Raw genomic sequence first — 16,547 nt, 5'->3', positions numbered from 1 at the left:
CATGGATTCGTCAGATCGTTCAGGTTTCGACGGCAAGGGGCGTCCGCCCCGGCGGATGCCCTTCTCGCTTCGGATGCGGGCGCGTTCGCGACGCTGCGCCGCGAGGACGTCGGGGTGGCGGGCGTTGGCATTACGCCGGCGCCGGTAGGCGTGCGGGGCCCGGGTCCGCACGCTGTGATCGCGGTGGTGGGAGTTTGCGATCATGAACTGCCGCAGAGGCCCGAAATGGGCTTCGATCGGGTTGGCCCATTCACCGCCCCCTTCGTGCGGCGGTTGACGCCCCACAGCCGGTCGTCGACGACGGAGTAGCAGCCGTGGAAGTACCGCACCCTGTGGGTGCGCCCTGTGGGCGCGGTGCGGTTGCCGTTTTGGATTCTCTTGTACATAATACGGGAGGCGTAAACGGGCGAGTTCCTTACCGATCGGAGTGGCGTCGGTCGGCGTTCTCGTTCATCAATATCCGAGCCCCGCGGCCCGGGGCGGCAGAGGGGGTTCCATGTCCGAGAACGCGGTACGCAAGGTCTTCGAGCGCTACATCGAGGCGCTCAACGCCCACGACTTCGACCGTATGACTGAGTTCGTCCATGACGAGCTTGTCGAGAACGGTAATCCGGTCACGCGAGAGGACGTCATCGCGGAGCTGAAGGGGCACGGTGACGCGGTGCCGGACTTCACCTGGCGGGTGAAGGACATCGCCGTCGACGGTGACCGCGTGGCGGCCCGTCTGTTCAACAAGGGCACGCCCGCGAAGGAGTGGTTCGGCGTCGCACCGACCGGCGCCACGGTCGAGTACGCCGAGTATTCCTTCCACCGGGTCCGCGACGGGCGCTTCTACGAGATGAACTACCTCATCGACGCCCAGGCAGTCCAGCAACAGCTCGGCGCCTGACACACAGGCACCGAGGCACGCCCGGTCGCGGCGTGAGGGGCCGGAGGCGAGCTGGTTCCCGTCGGGCGGGCCGGCGGACGCATCGTGAACATCTCCTCCGGCACCAGCCGCGTCGCCCTCCCCGATCTCATCGGCTACACCATGACCAAGGGCGCCATCGACGCACTCACGCTCCCCCTCGCCCTGCAGTTGGGTCCCCGCGGCATCACCGTCAACGCGGTCGTCCCCGCCACCACCGACACCGACATGAACGCCTCCTGGCTGCGCGGGAACTCCGAACTCATCGACACCATCGCCGCACAGAACGCCCTCGGCCGCCTCGGAAAACCGGATGACGTCGCCGATGTCGTCGCACTCCTCGCCTCCGACGACGCCCGATGGATCACAGGACAACTCATCGACGCCACCGGCGGCTTCCGCCTCTAAGGGGCTGACCCGGTCACCGGGAGACATCCCCGAACCGGGGGGAAGACGGCGGCGACGGGAGCTCGAACCCGCTGTCCGGGCTCCCGTCGCCGCCCCGCAGCCCAAATTGTTCTACGACGTGGAGAAGGTTCGCGCCGGCCGCGACACATGCTTCGGCGTCGACGGCAATCTCCTCAGCTGTGCGAGGCATAGCTGAATGCGAGCTGTCGCCATTGAGGGCCACGCTGGTGGAGAATACCCGCAAGACCGGCCTGGACAGGGCGATATCGGCGTCGGGCAGGCGGCAGGCTCTGACGGCGCTGCGCAGCCCGAGTTCAAGCCCGCGTATGCGCGGGGTGCTGGTGATCGCGCATTCCGGCGAAGCCGGGTCCGCCGGAGCGTCTCAGGAATTCCTTCCTTGGGAATATTCATCTCCCCCAGGACGTAAGAGTTCTCTGTGCGTAATGCGAGGAAGGAGGATTTGATTCACCTGACACTCAGAGCATGAAAGAATACAACACCTGATACAGTTGGGAAGATGGGTAGGCCACGATCCTTTGACGAGACTGCGGTACTCGACGCGGCGGCGGCGGAGTTCCGGGTGCATGGTTTCACCGAAACTTCGACCGAGCAGTTGTGCGAGGCGGCGGGAGTCCGGCGGAGTAGCCTGTACAACGCTTTCATCTCGAAGGATGAGTTGTTCGTGCGTGCGCTGGAGCGGTATGTGGCTGTGGCGCACGAGCGCTACGTGCGAAAGCTGGACGATGACCGGCTCAGCGGAGCCGAACGGCTGGGCCTCCTGATCGAGGGTGTCGTCGAGGAGGAGCGCGCGGCGCTTGAGCACGGGCATGCGGCAGGTTGCATGGTCGTGCACACCATGATGAGCCCGGACCTGCGTGAACGGGACGAGCGTGTTGCCCGCATCCTCGACCGGGACCTGCGTGAGCATCTGGATCTCATTGAGGGCGTGATCCGAACCGGGCGCCTCGATGGCAGTATCCGGGCGCATATCGAACCGCGCGACGGGGCTTTGCTGGTAACAACGGTGATCTTCGGGCTACGCGTAACCGCACAGGCCGGGTTCGAGCCCGGGGTGCTGCGACAGGTGGCACTCGATGGCCTGAGTTCACTTCTGACCTGAGCGTCGGCAACGGAGGTCGTTCGAACTGGTCGGCCGAGGGTTCGGCCTCTACAGATTGCTGTGAAATCCCAGTGCTCAACAGGGGATGCGGGAAGGCCGACCTCCTTCAAGGCTGCTCCGACCGTTTCCCTTCCCAGCTCCTGCCCCTGATTGTGGGTACGTCTGCCGATTGCCGAGTAGAGGTCCCCGAGCACCTCGGCGCCGTACTCCTCCTGGGCCGCTATGACGACGCGGACCTGCCCCAAAGCCTTGGTCTCCGGCAGTTCACGGACGTCCTTGGGCAACGGGAGTCCTGTCGGACGTGTTTCTCCTCAAACGGGCGCGAACGCGAACAGTATGCCGCCACAGCGAGTGGTGCGCGGGACCGTTCGACTTCTCCGGCCTCTATCACCGGCTGGAGACGTCGGACGGTCTTTGGCTGACGTTTTCTCAGCGAGACGATCTCCGCAAAGCTACATAAATGGCTGCGGGACGACCGGTCGCCGATCGTGAACCCGACCCTCTGCGAGGTAATGTTCCGGGCGCCGTGCCCGCCATCGTGACGGCCGCTTCACCCACCGGGCCGATTCCGGAGAAGGCCGAAGGGGCCCTACCTGGCGGAGTGCCCGGTCTGTGTTGCCCGGTAGCGCGACGGTGAGATCCCGTATCGGCTGGTGAAAGCCTGGCGCAGCGTCTCGGTCGAACCGAACCCGCACCGCGTGGCCACAGGCTCATCTGGGCCTGGTTTCCCGGTCGCTGCAGGTAGGTGACCAGGTCCCGCGCCACTTGGCGGGTCAGCTCGGCGCCGTGATCATCCTCGATGAAGGCGAGGGTGAGATCCAGGGCGCTGGTGATGCCGGCCGCCGTGTAAACGTCCCCGTCGCGTATGTAGATGGGGCTGAAATCCACAGTGATCGCTGGGTGTTGTGCGGCGAGCTGGGATGCGTAGCGCCAGTGCGTGGTGGCGCGGCGACCATCCAGCAGTCCGGTGGCGGCCAGGATGCTGGCCCCGGTACACACCGAGGCCACGCGTCGGCTTTCCTTGGCCAGGCGGCGGACGTGGCCAACGAGCCGCGAGTCAGCGGCCGCCCGCTCGTGTCCCAGGCCGCCCGAGACGATCAACGTGTCGAGCGGACCGGTGAGTCGCTCAAGGGGCTGCTGACTCTGCAATGTCAGGCCCGAGCCACAAGTTATCGGGTTGCCACCCGGACTGGCCACACTCACGCGGTAGGGGAGAGCGGGGTTACGGATCCGATTCGCCCCATGGCCAGGCTCGTGGTCACGCAGGCGATGTCCAGCAGCTCGGCCGTGTCGTAGCCGACGATCACGATGAAGCGTTCGTCCACGCGGCGACCCTGTGCCAAAGAGACCGGCACCCCAAGGTTCCAGACGTCTCATGGGGCGCCGCCTTCTTATGGAACCGGCCGGACCAATAGTGGAGCCATGATCGACACCATCGCTTCGGGAGGCCACCTGATGATCGGCTCCGCTCAGGACGACAAGGCATCGGCCACGGTCGGCCGGGATGGTTCAGCAACCGCCACCTTCGGCTTTGTGACCACGCTCAAGCACCGCTGGCCCACGTGGTTCGCTCTCGCGTTGGTGGTCGCCACGTTCGCGGACGGTCTCCCGGCCCTGGAGTTCCTGGCGTGGCTCCTCGTCGTCATGCCGGTCTGCTACCTGATCTTCGGGGCGTTGCGCGGGGAGCTCCGCAGGCCGAGCGTGCTCATGTTCCAGACGGCAGGGTTGCTCGGCTTCGGTGTCCTGGCCATGGTGGCGCTGGCGGTGGATCACGGCTTCGGCTGGTACGTCCTGGCGGCCGGCTGGCTCGCTCACGCTGCCTGGGACTTCGCCCACCACCGGGCCAAGATGGTTGTGCCTCGGGCGTGGGCGGAGTGGTGCTTCGTCGTCGACCTGCTCGGCGCTGCCGCGATGATCTTCATGCCGTAGCCGTGTTCCCCGGATCGAGCCATTGACTTCTCTCAGCGGTGATCATTTCCAGGTTCCGTTGAGGACGAGGGCGGCACGGGCGATGGCGCCGATCCGGCCGGGGCTGATGGTGACGTGCTACAGGGTGCGCCAGCGTTGTTCGAGCTCGGCCGCGGCACGTTCGCCGAGGGCTCGGGTGTCCCTGATCAGGTTGTTGGTGGTTCGCGTTTCCGCGTGCAGGGCCTGCTCAGAGCGGCCCTTCGGGCGCCGGACCGCGATGAGGTGCCGTAACCGGCGCGACCAGTTGGCCGAGACGGCGCCGTGTGACGGTGCCTGTGTGCCAGGCGCCGAGCTGTTGCTGGACTGCCTGGGCGTCGATCAGGTAGTTCATCTCGTAGAACCGCCCGTCACGGACCTTGCGGAAGGAACGGCGGGGACCGATGAGATTGATGGGCGGCGCGTGGAACGTGGCGGACAGGACGTTGCCGTCGGGCCTGGTGTTGATCGTTCCGTACGACGCGGTCATTCCATTTTCCTGTCTTCGCTCATCTCTTGGAAGGCCTGCGCATCGAGACCGTTACCGGTGCTGGATTCCTCGGCGTGGAAGTCCTTCGGCCCGGGGCGCAACATATCAGGCGATTTCAGACAACCCGCGCGGCGTTCTCTCCGACAGGACGATTGGCTCCGCCGCCCCGCGGCGAAGGCCCCGACCGCACGGCCGGGCACCCTGCGGGGTGCCCGGTCCGGCGGGCTTCTGGGCGGGGGGCGAGAGGCCGCGCTGCTCCTAGGTGGGTGGGTTCGGGGTTTGTCAGAGCAGGCCCAGGCGGGTGATCTCCCGGCCCGCCGAGCGGTCCATCACCATCTGGAGGCCCGCTGCCCGTGTTCGGGCGTACGCGGACTCGTCTATGACGTCCAGTTGGAACCAGACCGCCTTGGCGCCCAGCGTCACCGCCTGGTCGGCTATGGCGCCGGCCAGGTCGGAGTTGACGAATACGTTCACCACATCCACCGGGAAGGGGATGTCCGCCAGGGAGGCGTAGCCCTGTTCGCCTTCCACCGCTTCGGCCTTGGGGTGCACGGGCACCACCTTCTTGCCGATGCGGCGCAGTTTGGCGGCCACGCGGTAGGCGGCCCGTTCGGGGTTGTTGGACAGGCCGACCACCGCCCAGGTGTCTCCGGTGTTGGTCAGGATGTTGCTTGTCGTCGCGTCATCGCCGTAGACCGTCATGCCGGTCCAACGTCGGTGACAGCCTGGCAGTGCCCGGCGGGATGAGGGACCCGCGCCGGTAAACTTCCCGTTTGACCGAGAAGACCGGATCGGGGGCGGCGCCGATGGCGGTACGCGTCCGTCGCCGGCGGAGCTACGGGGGCCGCTCGGCCGTTGGCCTTCTGGTGTCGCGGCGGACGGCGGTGCTTGAAGGAAGCAACCGCTGCTCCTTCGCCAGTGCCACCGCCCCCGCGCGCGTGTCGACCCCCAACTTTGCGTAGATACGGCCCAGATGGGTCTTCACCGTCGCCTCGCTGATGAACAGGGCGCGGGCGATGTCGCGATTGCCCAGGCCGCGTGCCAGTTGCCGGAGTATTTCCAGCTCTCGTACGGACAAGGTGGGGCGCGGGCTGCGCAGTTGGGCCAGGACGCGGTCGGCGATCGGGGGCGAGAGCGTGGTGTGGCCGGAGGCCGCGTCGCGGATGGCGGCGAAGAGTTCCTCCGGCTGTTCCGCCTTGAGCAGATAGCCAGTGGCGCCCGCCTCGATGGCGCGTGTGATGTCGGCGTCCGTGTCGAACATCGTGAGCACCAGTACGCGGGGCCGGCCCCCGGCCGCAGGGCCGTACGCCTCGCCCGTGAGCAGGTGTCCGGTGGCCGTCACGCCGTCCATGCCGTCGCCGAGTTGGAGGTCCATCAGTACGACGTCGGGCCGTACGCGCGCCGCCATCGCCAGTGCCTCCTCGCCGCTGCCCGCCTCGGCGACCACCTCTATGCCGTCGGTGCTGGACAACAGCGCGCGCAGGCCGGCGCGTACCACCGCGTGGTCGTCGCAGAGCAGGAGTCGTACGGGAGTTGAGGACTCGTCGGTCCGTCGCGGACTCACGCTCATGACACCGCCTTGTCGGGTACGGGTACGGGTACGGGTACGGGTACGAGTTCGGACACGTGCACAGGTTCGGGCACACGTACGACGGATACGGGTTCCAGCGGCACGGCCGCCGACACCACCGTGCCCTCGCCCGGCTCCGACTCCACCGCGAACGTGCCGCCCAACTGCCGTGCCCGCACCCGCATCGCGGGCAGCCCGTGCCCCCGCCCCGCGCGGCCCGGCGGCGCACCGACGGCGAACCCGCGGCCGTCGTCCGCCACGTCCAGGGAGATCTGGTCGTCCAGACAGGTCAGGGTCAGCGCGGCCCGGGTCGCCCCGGCGTGCTCGCGTACGTTGGCCAGCGCGCCCTGCGCGATGCGCAGCAGCGCCGCCTCGACCCGTTCCGGCAGGGGGCTCGGGGCGCCGTCGAGGTGGAAGACCACCGTCAGGTCATCGCCGCTCTCGCGGTCGGCGAGCGCGGCGAGCGCCGGGGCGAGTGTGCTCTCGGCGAGGTCGGCCGGGGCCAGGTCGTGCACGAACCTGCGTGCCTCGGCGAGGCTCCGGGACGCGATCTCGGCCGCGTCCCGCATATGTCCCCGCGCCGCCTCCGGGTCCGCGTGCCAGACGCGTTCGGCGGCCTGGAGCAGCATCTGCTGGCTGGACAGGCCCTGCGCGAGGGTGTCGTGGATCTCTGTGGACAGCCGCTGCCGCTCCGCGAGGATCCCCGCCCGGCGTTCGGTGGCGGCGAGGTCTCGGCGCGTACGGAGGAGGTCGTCGATCAGGACGCGCTGCCGGGCGGCCTGACGTTTGAGATGGATCAGTACGGCGGTCCCGACGGCGGCGACGGCGGGCGGGGCGAGCAGCGCGTTCGGGTCGAACTGGCCCTGTGCGAAGCGCAGTTTGGACGCCACGACCAGCAGGGTCAGTACGGCGGCGAGCGACACCGCCGTCCGCGTCGACAGGGTGTGCAGGCCGGTGAAGAAGAGCGGCATCGCGCACCACGCGGCGCTCGGCGCGAGCGCGAGCAGCACGACCCAGACCGCCAGCACGGCGCCCACCCACGCGAGATACCGGGCCTCGGGGCGCGTACCGGAGCGTGGTGCGGGCGCCAGGAACCGTCCGGCGAGATAGAGCAGCCCGAACACCATGAACAGGCCCACGACCCAGTGGGTGTGCGTCCCGCCCTCGTGCCGGATCAGATACCGCGCGAGCGAGGCGCCCAGGAGCAGGACGAACGCGGCGTCCATGACGGCGGTGAGCCACCGTCGGTCGGGATCGGACCTCGTCGTCGTCACTCGCACCGCTACCTCTCCCTCGACCTGGTGAGCGCCCCGCTCACCCCAGTCCTAACGTGTCCGCCACGGTGCCGCATCAGCCGATCGGTTGACACGGCTGTCGCCCGTACGACTCGCGAACCGGGGCCGGTTCGCCGTACCCACCACTCCGCGACCGGCCCGAGGCTGATGACAACGCCTCCGCAAACGCAAGGGATCCGACAGATGCCCGCGAAGAACCTGACCGCCAACCGCGCCGCCCTCACCCACCGTCTCGCCTACGCGCTGCGCCACCCCGACCGGGCGCCGCGCTACCTGGCCCGCGCCGCCCGCGACACCTGGCTGCGCCACCGCTGGCCGGACCACATCTCGTACTACCGCGCCGTCATGCGCTCCGACACCCGCGCCGACCCGAACGCGGCCGTCGGCAGCCGTAGCCACGAGCGGTGGCTGGCCCTCGGATCCATGCAGTTCGACTACCTCCTCGGCCACGGCCTGCGCCCCGAACACCGCATGCTGGAGATCGGCTGCGGCAACCTCCGCGCGGGCTGGCGGTTCATCGGCCACCTGGAGCCGGGGCACTACTACGGCATCGACATCTCCCCCGACATACTCGCCGCCGCCCAGGACACCCTGGTGCGCCACGGCCTCCAGGACCGCCTCCCCACCCTCACCCCGGTCCGCGACCTGAAGCTGAGCTTCCTCCCCGACGCCCACTTCGACGTGGTCCACGCGCACAGCGTCTTCTCGCACTCACCGCTCCCGGTGATCGACGAGTGCCTGGCCCACGTGGGCCGGGTGCTGGCGCCCGGCGGCTGGTTCGACTTCACCTTCGACCGCACCGAGGGCAAGGAACACCAGGTACTGCGGGAGGACTTCTACTACCGCACCGAGACACTGACCGCCCTGGCCGAGCGGCACGGCCTGACGGCCCGCTTCATGACCGACTGGGAGGACCTGCCGCACGGCCAGTCGAAGATCCGCGTCACCCACGGCCCGGACCGCCGCCACGGCCGCTGAGGTCGCGTCCCCGGCGTGAGCTCCCGCTCACCAGGTCAGGTCCCTGGCCGGAACCTCGACCACCTCCATCCGGTCCGCCACGTGCTCGCCGCCCGTCGTCTTCTGCTCCACCACCAGCCGCACCGTACGCAGAGCCGGGTGCGCCGCCAGGGACGAGAGGTCGATCGGGTCCTGGCAGGGCGCCAGCGTCAGGGTGTGGAGGTGCGGGAACGAGGAGAGCCAGAACCAGTTGGGCGACAGGGAGCCCGGCAGCCACAGATGGGTCAGGCTGTCCGGGCGTACCTCGCGGGACAGATCGGCCGAGGTGAAGCCGTCGGACACGCGAAGGCGCCGACGGCTCCGGAGGGTGCGCAGGGCCGTGAGTTCCTCGTGGGTGGTGACCTCGAAGTAGACGTCGTCCTCGATCAGTCCGGCCAGGACGCCCTCCACGTAGGAACCGGTGTCGAACCGGTGCCACGCGGAGGCCAGCAGTTGGCGCACCGGCGCGTAGTCGTGGTCGCGGTACTCGCTCAACAGCGGGATCGCCGCGTCCCCGCCGATCAGGACGGCCGTCTGGACCGTCAACAGGCACTGGGAGTCGGTGAGTCCGGCCGGGCCTGGCAGCAGTTCGAGTGCGATCGCGCCGATCGCCGCCAGGTCCGAGGCCTCCGAGTAGGTCTTCGGCGGGATGAGCGCCGCCGTGCGGGCGCTGATCTCCTCGCGTACGCGCGGTTCGAGTTCGGTCGCGTGCTCCAGCGCGGCGGCGGCCACCAGATGGAACTGGTTACGGCGGTACGGCGAGAGCGCCATGTCCCCGCGGCGCGCGATGTCGAGGAGGAACTGCGCGCACTCCTGCGGCCTCGCGTGCGCCGCCGCCATACGGATGACGTCCTCCCACTGCGTCTCGGCGGCCCGCATCACCAGGAGCGCGATGTCCCCCTCCTCCACCGCCGCCTTCGCGCCGAGGTAGTCCTGGAACGTCCGGTGGATGAAGTCGATCGAACCGACCGCCGGCTCCCGCAACAGCCCGCTGCGCAGCAGCAGATGACGGAAGATCGTGGACGCGTCGCCCTGAGCCGCCGCGACGGGCACACCGGGCAGTGTGTCGGCGATGATCCGCTCCGCGTGGCTGCGGTCGAGCTCCGCCTTGCCGTTGAGGATGAACTTGTACGCGAGGCGCTGGAGCAGCCGTATCTTCGGCCCCTCCGTCAGCTCGACACCGTCCGGGGACGCCATGTCGCGCTCCCGGTCACGGCGCGAGAGCAACATCGACAGCGCCGCCTCGTACAACTCCTTGCGCGCGTGCGGCAGATAGCCGCGCCGGTCGCAGTGCAGCGCGCAGATGAGGCCGCACATCAGCGGGTTCGTGGCGAGCCTGGCGAGGTCCTGCTTGATGCGGACCGCGGCGCCGAGCGACGCCTCGTACGCGTCGAGCAGATCGCGCTGCTCGTCGTCATCGGTCACGCTGCGCGCCGCGTTGTGCCAGCGGTGGATGAAGGCGTGCACGTCGCTGCGGCTCATCGGCGCCAGTGACAGCTCGGCGAACTTCTCGGCCGCCAGCCAGCGCCCCCGTACCGCCGACGGACGCGAGGTGACCAGCCACAGATTGCCCGGATACGCGCCGAGCAGATCCTGGAGCCAGCGGCGGGTGCGCTCCCGGACCTTCTCGGGTGTCTCGTCGATGCCGTCGATGAGGATCAGGCCACGCCCCGCGGCCAGCACCCGGTCCGTCCAGCCCTGGGGCTGCGCGCCGGCGAGCGGGCTGCGGATCCGGCTGAGGAAGTGCTCGGGCGTGGGCAGTTCACCGTCCTGCCTGGTCAGCGAGCGGATGGGCAGCACGAACGGGATCCGGCCCACGAACGGCGCGAGCGGCGCGCCACCGTCGTTGAGAAGGCCCCTGTCCTGCCGCGCCGCCGTGACGGCCATCCACTGCACCAGCGTGGTCTTCCCCGACCCGGCCTCGCCGCGCAGGAGGACCCGGTCCCGCCCGTGGAAGGCGTGTTCGGCCCGGATCGACGCGGGTTCTGACCGGATCGGGGCGTGCCGCGCCTCGCGTGCGAAGCCCGCCTCCAGGCTCAAGTAGGCGGCGTCCAGGGGCCACTGTTCGGGCGAGTTGGTGAGGTCGATGCCGTAGATCATCAACATGCCGTACTTGTGCGTGATGTGCGCCGCGTACCGCGCCTCGAAGAGCGCGTCCTGGGTGAACCGGGAGGGCACCCGCTTCAGTAACTCGTCGGTCTTGGCGACGGTTTCGGCCAGGGTCGCGGTGTGCCGTACGAGCGTGCGTGCCACAAAGGTCGAGCGCTGCGTGAAGAAGTGCAGGATGTACAGGCACGCGGTCTCCAGCAGCGCGTCGTACAGGCCGGTGGCGTCGGCCGACAGATCGCGGGTGGCGTTCGGTTCGACCGCCTGTAACGCGCGGGCGAGCGCCTGCGGGCCGAGTTGGACGGCCTGTACGTCCTCCATGTCGAGGTCGCCCAGGCAGTGCAGCGTACGGGCCAGGGCCAGCGCGACGGTCTCGTCCTCGTCGGGCGGCACCGGCCGCTCCCCGGGCCCGACCGGATCGACGGCGCGCCGGACGAGCTCGGCGGCGAGCTTGTGCAGGTCCTTGTCGGACAGGGTGCGCTTCTCGCCACGGAAACTGACCAGTCCCGATATCCGTACCGGCCGGTCGACCATCCCGGCGCCGGGCCCGTCCCTCACGAACAGCTTCTTGATCAACGGTATTACGATGCTCGACGCGAGCCGTGCGGTGGTGACTGCCGGATCCATGATCGCTCCCTCCGCTGGCTGATCAGGGTATCCACCGAAATCGGCCCGGCGCCGGGTTTGCCGCAACCTCGTCCGGGCGCCGGTCGGAACCGACCCGTACCGCAACCGCTCCCCGTACGTGAGGATGGCCGGGACCCGCCCGTCGAGGGCGGAAGGGAGCGATCCGTCGTGCTGCTGCGGCAACTGGAGTACCTCGTCGCGCTCGCCCGTGAGCGCCACTTCGCGCGCGCCGCCGACGCCTGCTTCGTGTCACAGCCCTCGCTCTCCGCCGCGATACGCAAGCTGGAGCACGAACTGGGCGTGCCCATCGTGCGCCGCGGCCGGCGCTTCGAAGGGCTCACGCCCGAGGGCGAGCGCGTGCTGCTCTGGGCGCACCGGATCCTCGCCGAACGCGACGCGCTGCAACACGAGTTGTCGGTCATGCGCGGCGGCCTCACCGGCACGCTGCGGCTGGGCGCCATCCCCACCGCGCTGACGGCCGCGTCCCTCCTCACCACCCCCTTCTGCGAGCAACACCCGCTCGTACGTGTCTCGTTGGAGTCGCTGTCGTCACGCGACATCACGCGGCGGCTGACCTCCTTCGAGCTGGACATCGCGCTCACGTATCTGGACGACGAGAGCCTGCGCCAGGTACGCAGGACACCGCTGTACGAGGAGCGGTATCTGCTGCTCACCCCCCACGACAGCGCGCTCGCCGAGCACCGGTCGGTGCGCTGGGCCGAGGTCGCCGGGCTGCCTCTGTGCCTGCTGTCTCAGCAGATGCGCAACCGCCGCATCATGGACGAGTACTTCGCCGCCGAAGGCGCGAGCGTCACCCCGGCGATCGAGACCGACACCGTCGCCGGCCTCTACACGCACATGGCGGCGGGCCGGTGGTCGAGCGTGATCTCCCACGCCTGGCTGCATATGTTCGGAGTCCCCGAGACGATGCGCGTGGTCCCGCTCGTGCACCCCGCGCACGGCCCGCGCGTGGGTCTGGTCATCGCCGACCGCAGCCCCGAACCGGTGCTCGCGAAGGCGCTGTTGGAGACCGCGCGGCGGGTGAGCCTGCGCGAGGTGCTGGACGGCCTGCTCGACACGTATCTCGCGCCGGCCGACGCCTCGGACCCGCGGCCCGAGCGATAGCCGGCGCCTATCCGGGCATAGAAACAGTCGCTTTGACCAGGGTCCACGCCGGGACCCACCGTAAGAGGCACCTTCCGAAGCACTCCGCAGCAACGGACGAGGAGCCGCAACGCCATGGCCAAGATCCTGTGTGTGCTGTACGACGACCCGACCGACGGACAGCCCACCACCTACGCCCGCGACGACCTCCCGGTCATCGACCACTACCCCGGCGGCCAGACCACCCCCACCCCCGAGGGCACCGACTTCACCCCCGGCCGGCTGCTGGGCAGCGTCTCCGGTGAACTCGGCCTCCGCTCCTTCCTGGAGAGCCGCGGCCACACCCTCGTCGTCACGTCCGACAAGGAAGGCGCGGGCTCGGTCTTCGACCGCGAGCTGGTCGACGCGGACATCGTGATCTCGCAGCCGTTCTGGCCGGCGTACCTGACGGCCGAGCGCATCGCCACCGCCAAGAACCTGAAGCTCGCGGTCACCGCGGGTATCGGCTCCGACCACGTCGACCTGGACGCCGCCATCACGCACGGCGTCACCGTCGCCGAGGTGACGTACTGCAACAGCATCAGCGTCGCCGAGCACGTGGTGATGACGGTGCTCGGTCTCGTACGCAACTTCATCCCCTCGCACCAAATCGTGCTCGACGGCGGCTGGAACATCGCGGACGCCGTCAAGCGCTCGTACGACCTGGAGGGCATGCAGGTCGGCACCGTCGCCGCCGGTCGCATCGGGCTCGCCGTCCTGCGCCGCCTCGCCCCCTTCGACGTGGGGCTCCACTACACCGACCGCCACCGCCTGCCGGAGGCCGTCGAGCAGGAACTCAACCTCACCTGGCACGAGTCGACCGCCGCCATGGTGCCGCACTGCGACGTCGTCACCATCAACGCGCCGCTGCACCCCGAGACCGAGGGCCTGTTCGACGACAAGCTCATCGGGACGATGAAGCGTGGCGCGTACCTCATCAACACCGCCCGCGCGAAGATCGTCGACCGCGACGCCGTCGACCGCGCGCTGCGCGGCGGTCAGCTCGCGGGTTACGGCGGCGACGTCTGGTACCCGCAGCCCGCGCCGGCGGACCATCCGTGGCGCACCATGCCGCACCACGCGATGACACCGCACATCTCGGGCTCGTCGCTCTCCGCGCAGGCGCGGTACGCGGCCGGTACGCGGGAGATCCTTGAGTCGTACTTCGCGGGGAACCCCATCCGCGACGAGTACCTGATCGTGGAAGGCGGTGCGCTCGCCGGCACGGGCGCGCACTCGTACTCCACGAAGGAGAGCTGACACACGGGGGACCTACCGGCCGGGCCCGGCGCTCTCCGGCTCGCCGTCATATGCGATCGTGCGCGCATGACGGCGTTCCAGGAGCACACGCGGTTGGCCGGGGAGCGGGCGCTGGAGGCGCTTCCAGCGCCGCTCAGGCCGGAGATCTATGTGGTCTCGTTCAAGATCTGGCGGATCGACTCGTTCGACTGCCGCTATCCGAATCTTGAGATCGGTTACCAGACCGAGAGCGGGGTACGGCGCGAGTCCGCCCGGCTCCGCGATCCGGCCGGCGATGACGGCGATGACGGCGATCCGGGCGAGGTGCGGTGGAGTTACGCGTACTGGCCTCTGGACGAACCGGCGGGCATCATCGGCCACGGCCTCGACCCGGCGGACGATCCGGTCGGGGCCGCCCTGCATCTCGCCGAGATCAGAGAACTCGGCCTGTGGTACGAGGACACGGAGGCCGACGACGATGGGGACGACGAGGAGCGGGATCGGCTGGACGAGCTTCTGACCACGCACTTCGACGACGCCTGCGTCGGCCTCGCCCGCCATCTGCACGAGAGCGGCAAACTCACCGAAGTCCTCGGCCGCCCCGTGCCGATCGTGCCGTTCGACATGTACCGGGCCGGCTACGAACCGGAGCTCGCCGAGGCCGCGAACCCGCCCGAGGTGGTCGCCGACTACCTCGCCTGGGCGAGGGCACAGGAGGAGTGAGGAGCGTCCGCCGCTCCGAACGCTCAGGCGTTCACCCCGCGCGCCTTCAACTCCGCCTTCACCTCGGCCCCGTCGGGAACATGCCGTGTGACGTAGTCGCTCAGGGAAGCGTTCCTGAGCCCGCTGATCTCCAGCAGCGGTGCGAAAGAGGCCAGTTGGTGGGTCGAGGAGAGGCGATTCCTCGAACCTCCGGCCCGACGCGCCGCTCCCCGCCCCGTTACGCCCCGTTACGCCCCGACCTCGAACGAGCGCAGCCACAGCTCCAGCGTGAGGACCAGCCACAACTTGCCTCCCTGGCGCGGCAGCAGCGTCCCCTCCCTCCGTAGCCAGGACCGGATCGTGTCTTCACGGAACAGGCCACGGGCCCGCGCCGACCTGCCGAGCAGCAGGTCGTGGCCCAGCTCGCGCAGGGGCCCGTCCAGCCACTGCTGGACCGGTACCCGCATCCCGCTCTTGGGCCGGTCCACGATCGTCGGCGGCAGCAGGTCCCGTACCGCCTCCTTGAGGATCCACTTCTCGCTCGTCCCCGCGAGCTTCAGCCGGGGCGGCACGCGGAACGCGTGGTCGACGACCGCGCGGTCGAACAGCGGGGCGCGGCCCTCCAGCCCCTGCGAGGCGGTGATGCGCTCCACCTTGGTGAGGATGTGGTGGGCGCCCTTGGTCCGCAGGTTGGTGTGGAGCAACTGGTTGAGCAGGCTCTTCATCTGCCCCTGTGCCAGATACGGCGCCAGCAGGTCCGTCACCGGCGGCGCGTCCGCCAGCTCGGCCAGCACACCGGGAGTCAGCAGTACGGGCAGGTCGGCGTGGCACTTGCGGTACGAGTCCACGTAGGCCCGTGCCCGCGAGTCCACTCCCGCCTCGTCACGCAGCAGTTCGTGGATGAGCATCGGCAGGTTCTTGGGGCCGCCGAAGACCGGGTCGCCGCCCTCCCCGTTGAGCACCACGCTCATACCGTCCGCCGCCACCGCCTCGGCGAGCATCAGGTTGGGCACGGTGAGCGGGTCGCCGACCGGACTGTCCAGCAGCGCGACGGTCTCCGGCAGCCGCGCCGCGACCGCCTCGCCGGGCACGGTCAGGACCTGGTGCTCGGTGTGGCAGTGGGCGGCGACCAGCCCGGAGTAGGCGAGTTCGTTCGGGGCGTCGCCGCCGAAGCTGATCGAGTACGACCGGACGGCCTGGTCGTGCAGTTTGGCGGCGAGCGCGGTGACCAGGCTGCTGTCGACACCGCCGGAGAGCAGCACTCCGACCGGTTCGGCGACCGGCAGCCGCCGCGCGGTGGCGGACTCCAGCAACCCGCGCAGCTCCCGGGCGTGTTCGGCCGCCGGACGCTCGTCGGCCACCTCGGCCGGCTCCCAGTACGTCTCCTCCACCGTGGAACCGTCCGCCTTCAGCCGTACGCACCGGCCCGGCAGCACTTCGTGGATCCCGCGCAACAGGGTCTCCCTGCCCGGCAGATACGCGAACGTGAGGAACGACCTGACCGCCGGCAGATGCAGCCCGGTGTCGAGCGCGGGCCAGCGCTGGAGCGACCGCAGGGAGGTGGAGGCCGCCCACGCGGCCCGCTCGCCGCTGCCGGCGCGGGCGTGGAAGAGGGTACGGGCGCCCATGTGGTCGCGTACGAGGACGAGTTCGTCCCGGTCGACGATGGCGAGGGCGAACATGCCGTCGGCGGCGGCCAGTCCGGCGGTGCCGAACCTGACGTAGGCACGCAGGAGCAGCTCACCGTCCGAGCAGTCACCGGCGATGCCCTCGGCACCGGCCGAACCGAGCCGGGCGCGGAGTTCGGGCGCGTTGTGGAGCGTGACCTCGCCGATCGCGTACACGTCGCCCACCCGGTACGGCCCTTCGGCGGCGCCGGGCCCGTCGAGCAGCCCCAGCGCATGGTGCCCCGCCCGCGTCGGCACGGGCCGGCCACCCATGGCCGCCACCTGCCCGGCCGCGTCGTCGTCGGTCAGACACGCACACCAGCGGGACATCGT

15 protein-coding genes and 3 pseudogenes are annotated in these 16,547 nt (G+C 69.5%); 8 read left to right on the top strand and 10 right to left on the bottom strand.

Annotated features, from left to right (window positions below):
- Window positions 1-33: 33 nt before the first annotated feature.
- Window positions 34-341: pseudogene (locus ACIBBB_RS32475) on the bottom strand (IS630 family transposase); the annotation flags it as partial.
- 155 nt (window positions 342-496) lie between these two features.
- Between ACIBBB_RS32475 and ACIBBB_RS32470 the strand changes: the two are divergent.
- The 3 genes and pseudogenes from ACIBBB_RS32470 (at window position 497) to ACIBBB_RS32460 (ending at window position 2,435) form a co-directional block, all read left to right on the top strand.
- The gene (locus ACIBBB_RS32470; RefSeq protein ID WP_398988398.1) at window positions 497-889 is read left to right on the top strand and encodes an ester cyclase; all 393 of its coding nucleotides are present in this window, start codon (window positions 497-499) and stop codon (window positions 887-889) included.
- A gap of 66 nt (window positions 890-955) precedes the next feature.
- Window positions 956-1,315, top strand: a pseudogene (locus ACIBBB_RS32465) (SDR family NAD(P)-dependent oxidoreductase); the annotation flags it as partial.
- A gap of 517 nt (window positions 1,316-1,832) precedes the next feature.
- Window positions 1,833-2,435 carry a TetR/AcrR family transcriptional regulator gene (locus ACIBBB_RS32460; RefSeq protein WP_398988397.1) on the top strand — a complete coding sequence of 201 codons (603 nt, stop codon included), beginning with the start codon at window positions 1,833-1,835 and terminating at the stop codon, window positions 2,433-2,435.
- A 59-nt stretch (window positions 2,436-2,494) separates the two neighbouring features.
- On the opposite strand, the pseudogene ACIBBB_RS32455 reads toward ACIBBB_RS32460, so the two are convergent.
- The 3 genes and pseudogenes from ACIBBB_RS32455 to ACIBBB_RS32445 form a co-directional block, all read right to left on the bottom strand.
- A pseudogene (locus ACIBBB_RS32455) lies at window positions 2,495-2,719 on the bottom strand (disulfide bond formation protein DsbA); the annotation flags it as partial.
- A 145-nt stretch (window positions 2,720-2,864) separates the two neighbouring features.
- Window positions 2,865-3,632, bottom strand: coding sequence for a GlxA family transcriptional regulator (locus tag ACIBBB_RS32450; RefSeq protein ID WP_398988395.1), 768 nt, complete (start codon window positions 3,630-3,632; stop codon window positions 2,865-2,867).
- Window positions 3,633-3,634: 2 nt separating this feature from the next.
- Window positions 3,635-3,760 carry a hypothetical protein gene (locus tag ACIBBB_RS32445; protein WP_398988393.1) on the bottom strand — a complete coding sequence of 42 codons (126 nt, stop codon included), beginning with the start codon at window positions 3,758-3,760 and terminating at the stop codon, window positions 3,635-3,637.
- Window positions 3,761-3,857: 97 nt separating this feature from the next.
- On the opposite strand from ACIBBB_RS32445, the gene ACIBBB_RS32440 reads away from it, so the two are divergent.
- Window positions 3,858-4,364, top strand: a complete 507-nt coding sequence (locus tag ACIBBB_RS32440; RefSeq protein WP_398988391.1) for a hypothetical protein — start codon at window positions 3,858-3,860, stop codon at window positions 4,362-4,364.
- Between the two features lie 226 nt (window positions 4,365-4,590).
- On the opposite strand, the gene ACIBBB_RS32435 is transcribed toward ACIBBB_RS32440, so the two are convergent.
- From ACIBBB_RS32435 to ACIBBB_RS32420, 4 genes are all read right to left on the bottom strand, one after another.
- A complete protein-coding gene (locus tag ACIBBB_RS32435; protein ID WP_398988389.1) occupies window positions 4,591-4,869 on the bottom strand; it encodes a hypothetical protein in 279 nt (92 codons plus the stop codon).
- Between the two features lie 282 nt (window positions 4,870-5,151).
- The gene (locus ACIBBB_RS32430; RefSeq protein WP_398988387.1) at window positions 5,152-5,571 is read right to left on the bottom strand and encodes a CoA-binding protein; all 420 of its coding nucleotides are present in this window, start codon (window positions 5,569-5,571) and stop codon (window positions 5,152-5,154) included.
- A gap of 133 nt (window positions 5,572-5,704) precedes the next feature.
- Window positions 5,705-6,439, bottom strand: coding sequence for a response regulator (locus ACIBBB_RS32425; protein WP_398988385.1), 735 nt, complete (start codon window positions 6,437-6,439; stop codon window positions 5,705-5,707).
- Complete coding sequence (locus ACIBBB_RS32420) at window positions 6,436-7,665, bottom strand: sensor histidine kinase (protein ID WP_398988525.1); 1,230 nt, start codon at window positions 7,663-7,665, stop codon at window positions 6,436-6,438. The genes ACIBBB_RS32425 and ACIBBB_RS32420 overlap by 4 nt, the downstream gene beginning before the upstream one ends.
- A 252-nt stretch (window positions 7,666-7,917) precedes the next feature.
- On the opposite strand from ACIBBB_RS32420, the gene ACIBBB_RS32415 reads away from it, so the two are divergent.
- The gene (locus ACIBBB_RS32415; RefSeq protein ID WP_398988383.1) at window positions 7,918-8,712 is read left to right on the top strand and encodes a class I SAM-dependent methyltransferase; all 795 of its coding nucleotides are present in this window, start codon (window positions 7,918-7,920) and stop codon (window positions 8,710-8,712) included.
- 27 nt (window positions 8,713-8,739) lie between these two features.
- Here ACIBBB_RS32415 and ACIBBB_RS32410 read toward each other — a convergent pair whose 3' ends face one another.
- On the bottom strand, window positions 8,740-11,463 hold the full coding sequence (locus ACIBBB_RS32410; RefSeq protein WP_398988381.1) for an NACHT domain-containing protein: 2,724 nt from the start codon (window positions 11,461-11,463) through the stop codon (window positions 8,740-8,742).
- 168 nt (window positions 11,464-11,631) lie between these two features.
- On the opposite strand from ACIBBB_RS32410, the gene ACIBBB_RS32405 reads away from it, so the two are divergent.
- The 3 genes from ACIBBB_RS32405 to ACIBBB_RS32395 all read left to right on the top strand — a co-directional run bounded on the left by ACIBBB_RS32405 (window position 11,632) and on the right by ACIBBB_RS32395 (window position 14,568).
- The gene (locus ACIBBB_RS32405) at window positions 11,632-12,588 is read left to right on the top strand and encodes a LysR substrate-binding domain-containing protein (RefSeq protein ID WP_398988379.1); all 957 of its coding nucleotides are present in this window, start codon (window positions 11,632-11,634) and stop codon (window positions 12,586-12,588) included.
- A gap of 114 nt (window positions 12,589-12,702) precedes the next feature.
- Window positions 12,703-13,866 (top strand): NAD-dependent formate dehydrogenase, encoded by a 1,164-nt coding sequence (locus tag ACIBBB_RS32400; protein WP_398988377.1) that lies wholly within the window; start codon window positions 12,703-12,705, stop codon window positions 13,864-13,866.
- 66 nt (window positions 13,867-13,932) lie between these two features.
- Window positions 13,933-14,568: a hypothetical protein gene (locus tag ACIBBB_RS32395; RefSeq protein ID WP_398988375.1), complete on the top strand. Its 636-nt coding sequence runs from the start codon at window positions 13,933-13,935 to the stop codon at window positions 14,566-14,568.
- Window positions 14,569-14,795: 227 nt separating this feature from the next.
- Here the strand turns inward: ACIBBB_RS32395 and ACIBBB_RS32390 are convergent, their stop codons facing one another.
- A complete protein-coding gene (locus ACIBBB_RS32390; RefSeq protein WP_398988373.1) occupies window positions 14,796-16,544 on the bottom strand; it encodes an asparagine synthetase B family protein in 1,749 nt (582 codons plus the stop codon).
- Window positions 16,545-16,547: the final 3 nt, after the last annotated feature.

The organism is Streptomyces sp. NPDC051217 (genome assembly GCF_044455465.1).
Classification (GTDB): Bacteria; Actinomycetota; Actinomycetes; order Streptomycetales; family Streptomycetaceae; genus Streptomyces.
This window is presented reverse-complemented; position numbering and strand designations above follow the sequence as displayed.

Excerpts from the sequence above, each read along its gene's own strand:
- ACIBBB_RS32410 (WP_398988381.1), bottom strand. The coding sequence starts at position 11,463 with ATGGATCCGGCAGTCACCACCGCACGGCTCGCGTCGAGCATCGTAATA.
- ACIBBB_RS32430 (WP_398988387.1), bottom strand. The coding sequence starts at position 5,571 with ATGACGGTCTACGGCGATGACGCGACGACAAGCAACATCCTGACCAAC.
- ACIBBB_RS32470 (WP_398988398.1), top strand. The coding sequence starts at position 497 with ATGTCCGAGAACGCGGTACGCAAGGTCTTCGAGCGCTACATCGAGGCG.
- ACIBBB_RS32415 (WP_398988383.1), top strand. The coding sequence starts at position 7,918 with ATGCCCGCGAAGAACCTGACCGCCAACCGCGCCGCCCTCACCCACCGT.
- ACIBBB_RS32460 (WP_398988397.1), top strand. The coding sequence starts at position 1,833 with ATGGGTAGGCCACGATCCTTTGACGAGACTGCGGTACTCGACGCGGCG.
- ACIBBB_RS32435 (WP_398988389.1), bottom strand. The coding sequence starts at position 4,869 with ATGACCGCGTCGTACGGAACGATCAACACCAGGCCCGACGGCAACGTC.
- ACIBBB_RS32400 (WP_398988377.1), top strand. The coding sequence starts at position 12,703 with ATGGCCAAGATCCTGTGTGTGCTGTACGACGACCCGACCGACGGACAG.
- ACIBBB_RS32390 (WP_398988373.1), bottom strand. The coding sequence starts at position 16,544 with ATGTCCCGCTGGTGTGCGTGTCTGACCGACGACGACGCGGCCGGGCAG.
- ACIBBB_RS32440 (WP_398988391.1), top strand. The coding sequence starts at position 3,858 with ATGATCGACACCATCGCTTCGGGAGGCCACCTGATGATCGGCTCCGCT.
- ACIBBB_RS32420 (WP_398988525.1), bottom strand. The coding sequence starts at position 7,665 with ATGGACGCCGCGTTCGTCCTGCTCCTGGGCGCCTCGCTCGCGCGGTAT.
- ACIBBB_RS32425 (WP_398988385.1), bottom strand. The coding sequence starts at position 6,439 with ATGAGCGTGAGTCCGCGACGGACCGACGAGTCCTCAACTCCCGTACGA.
- ACIBBB_RS32395 (WP_398988375.1), top strand. The coding sequence starts at position 13,933 with ATGACGGCGTTCCAGGAGCACACGCGGTTGGCCGGGGAGCGGGCGCTG.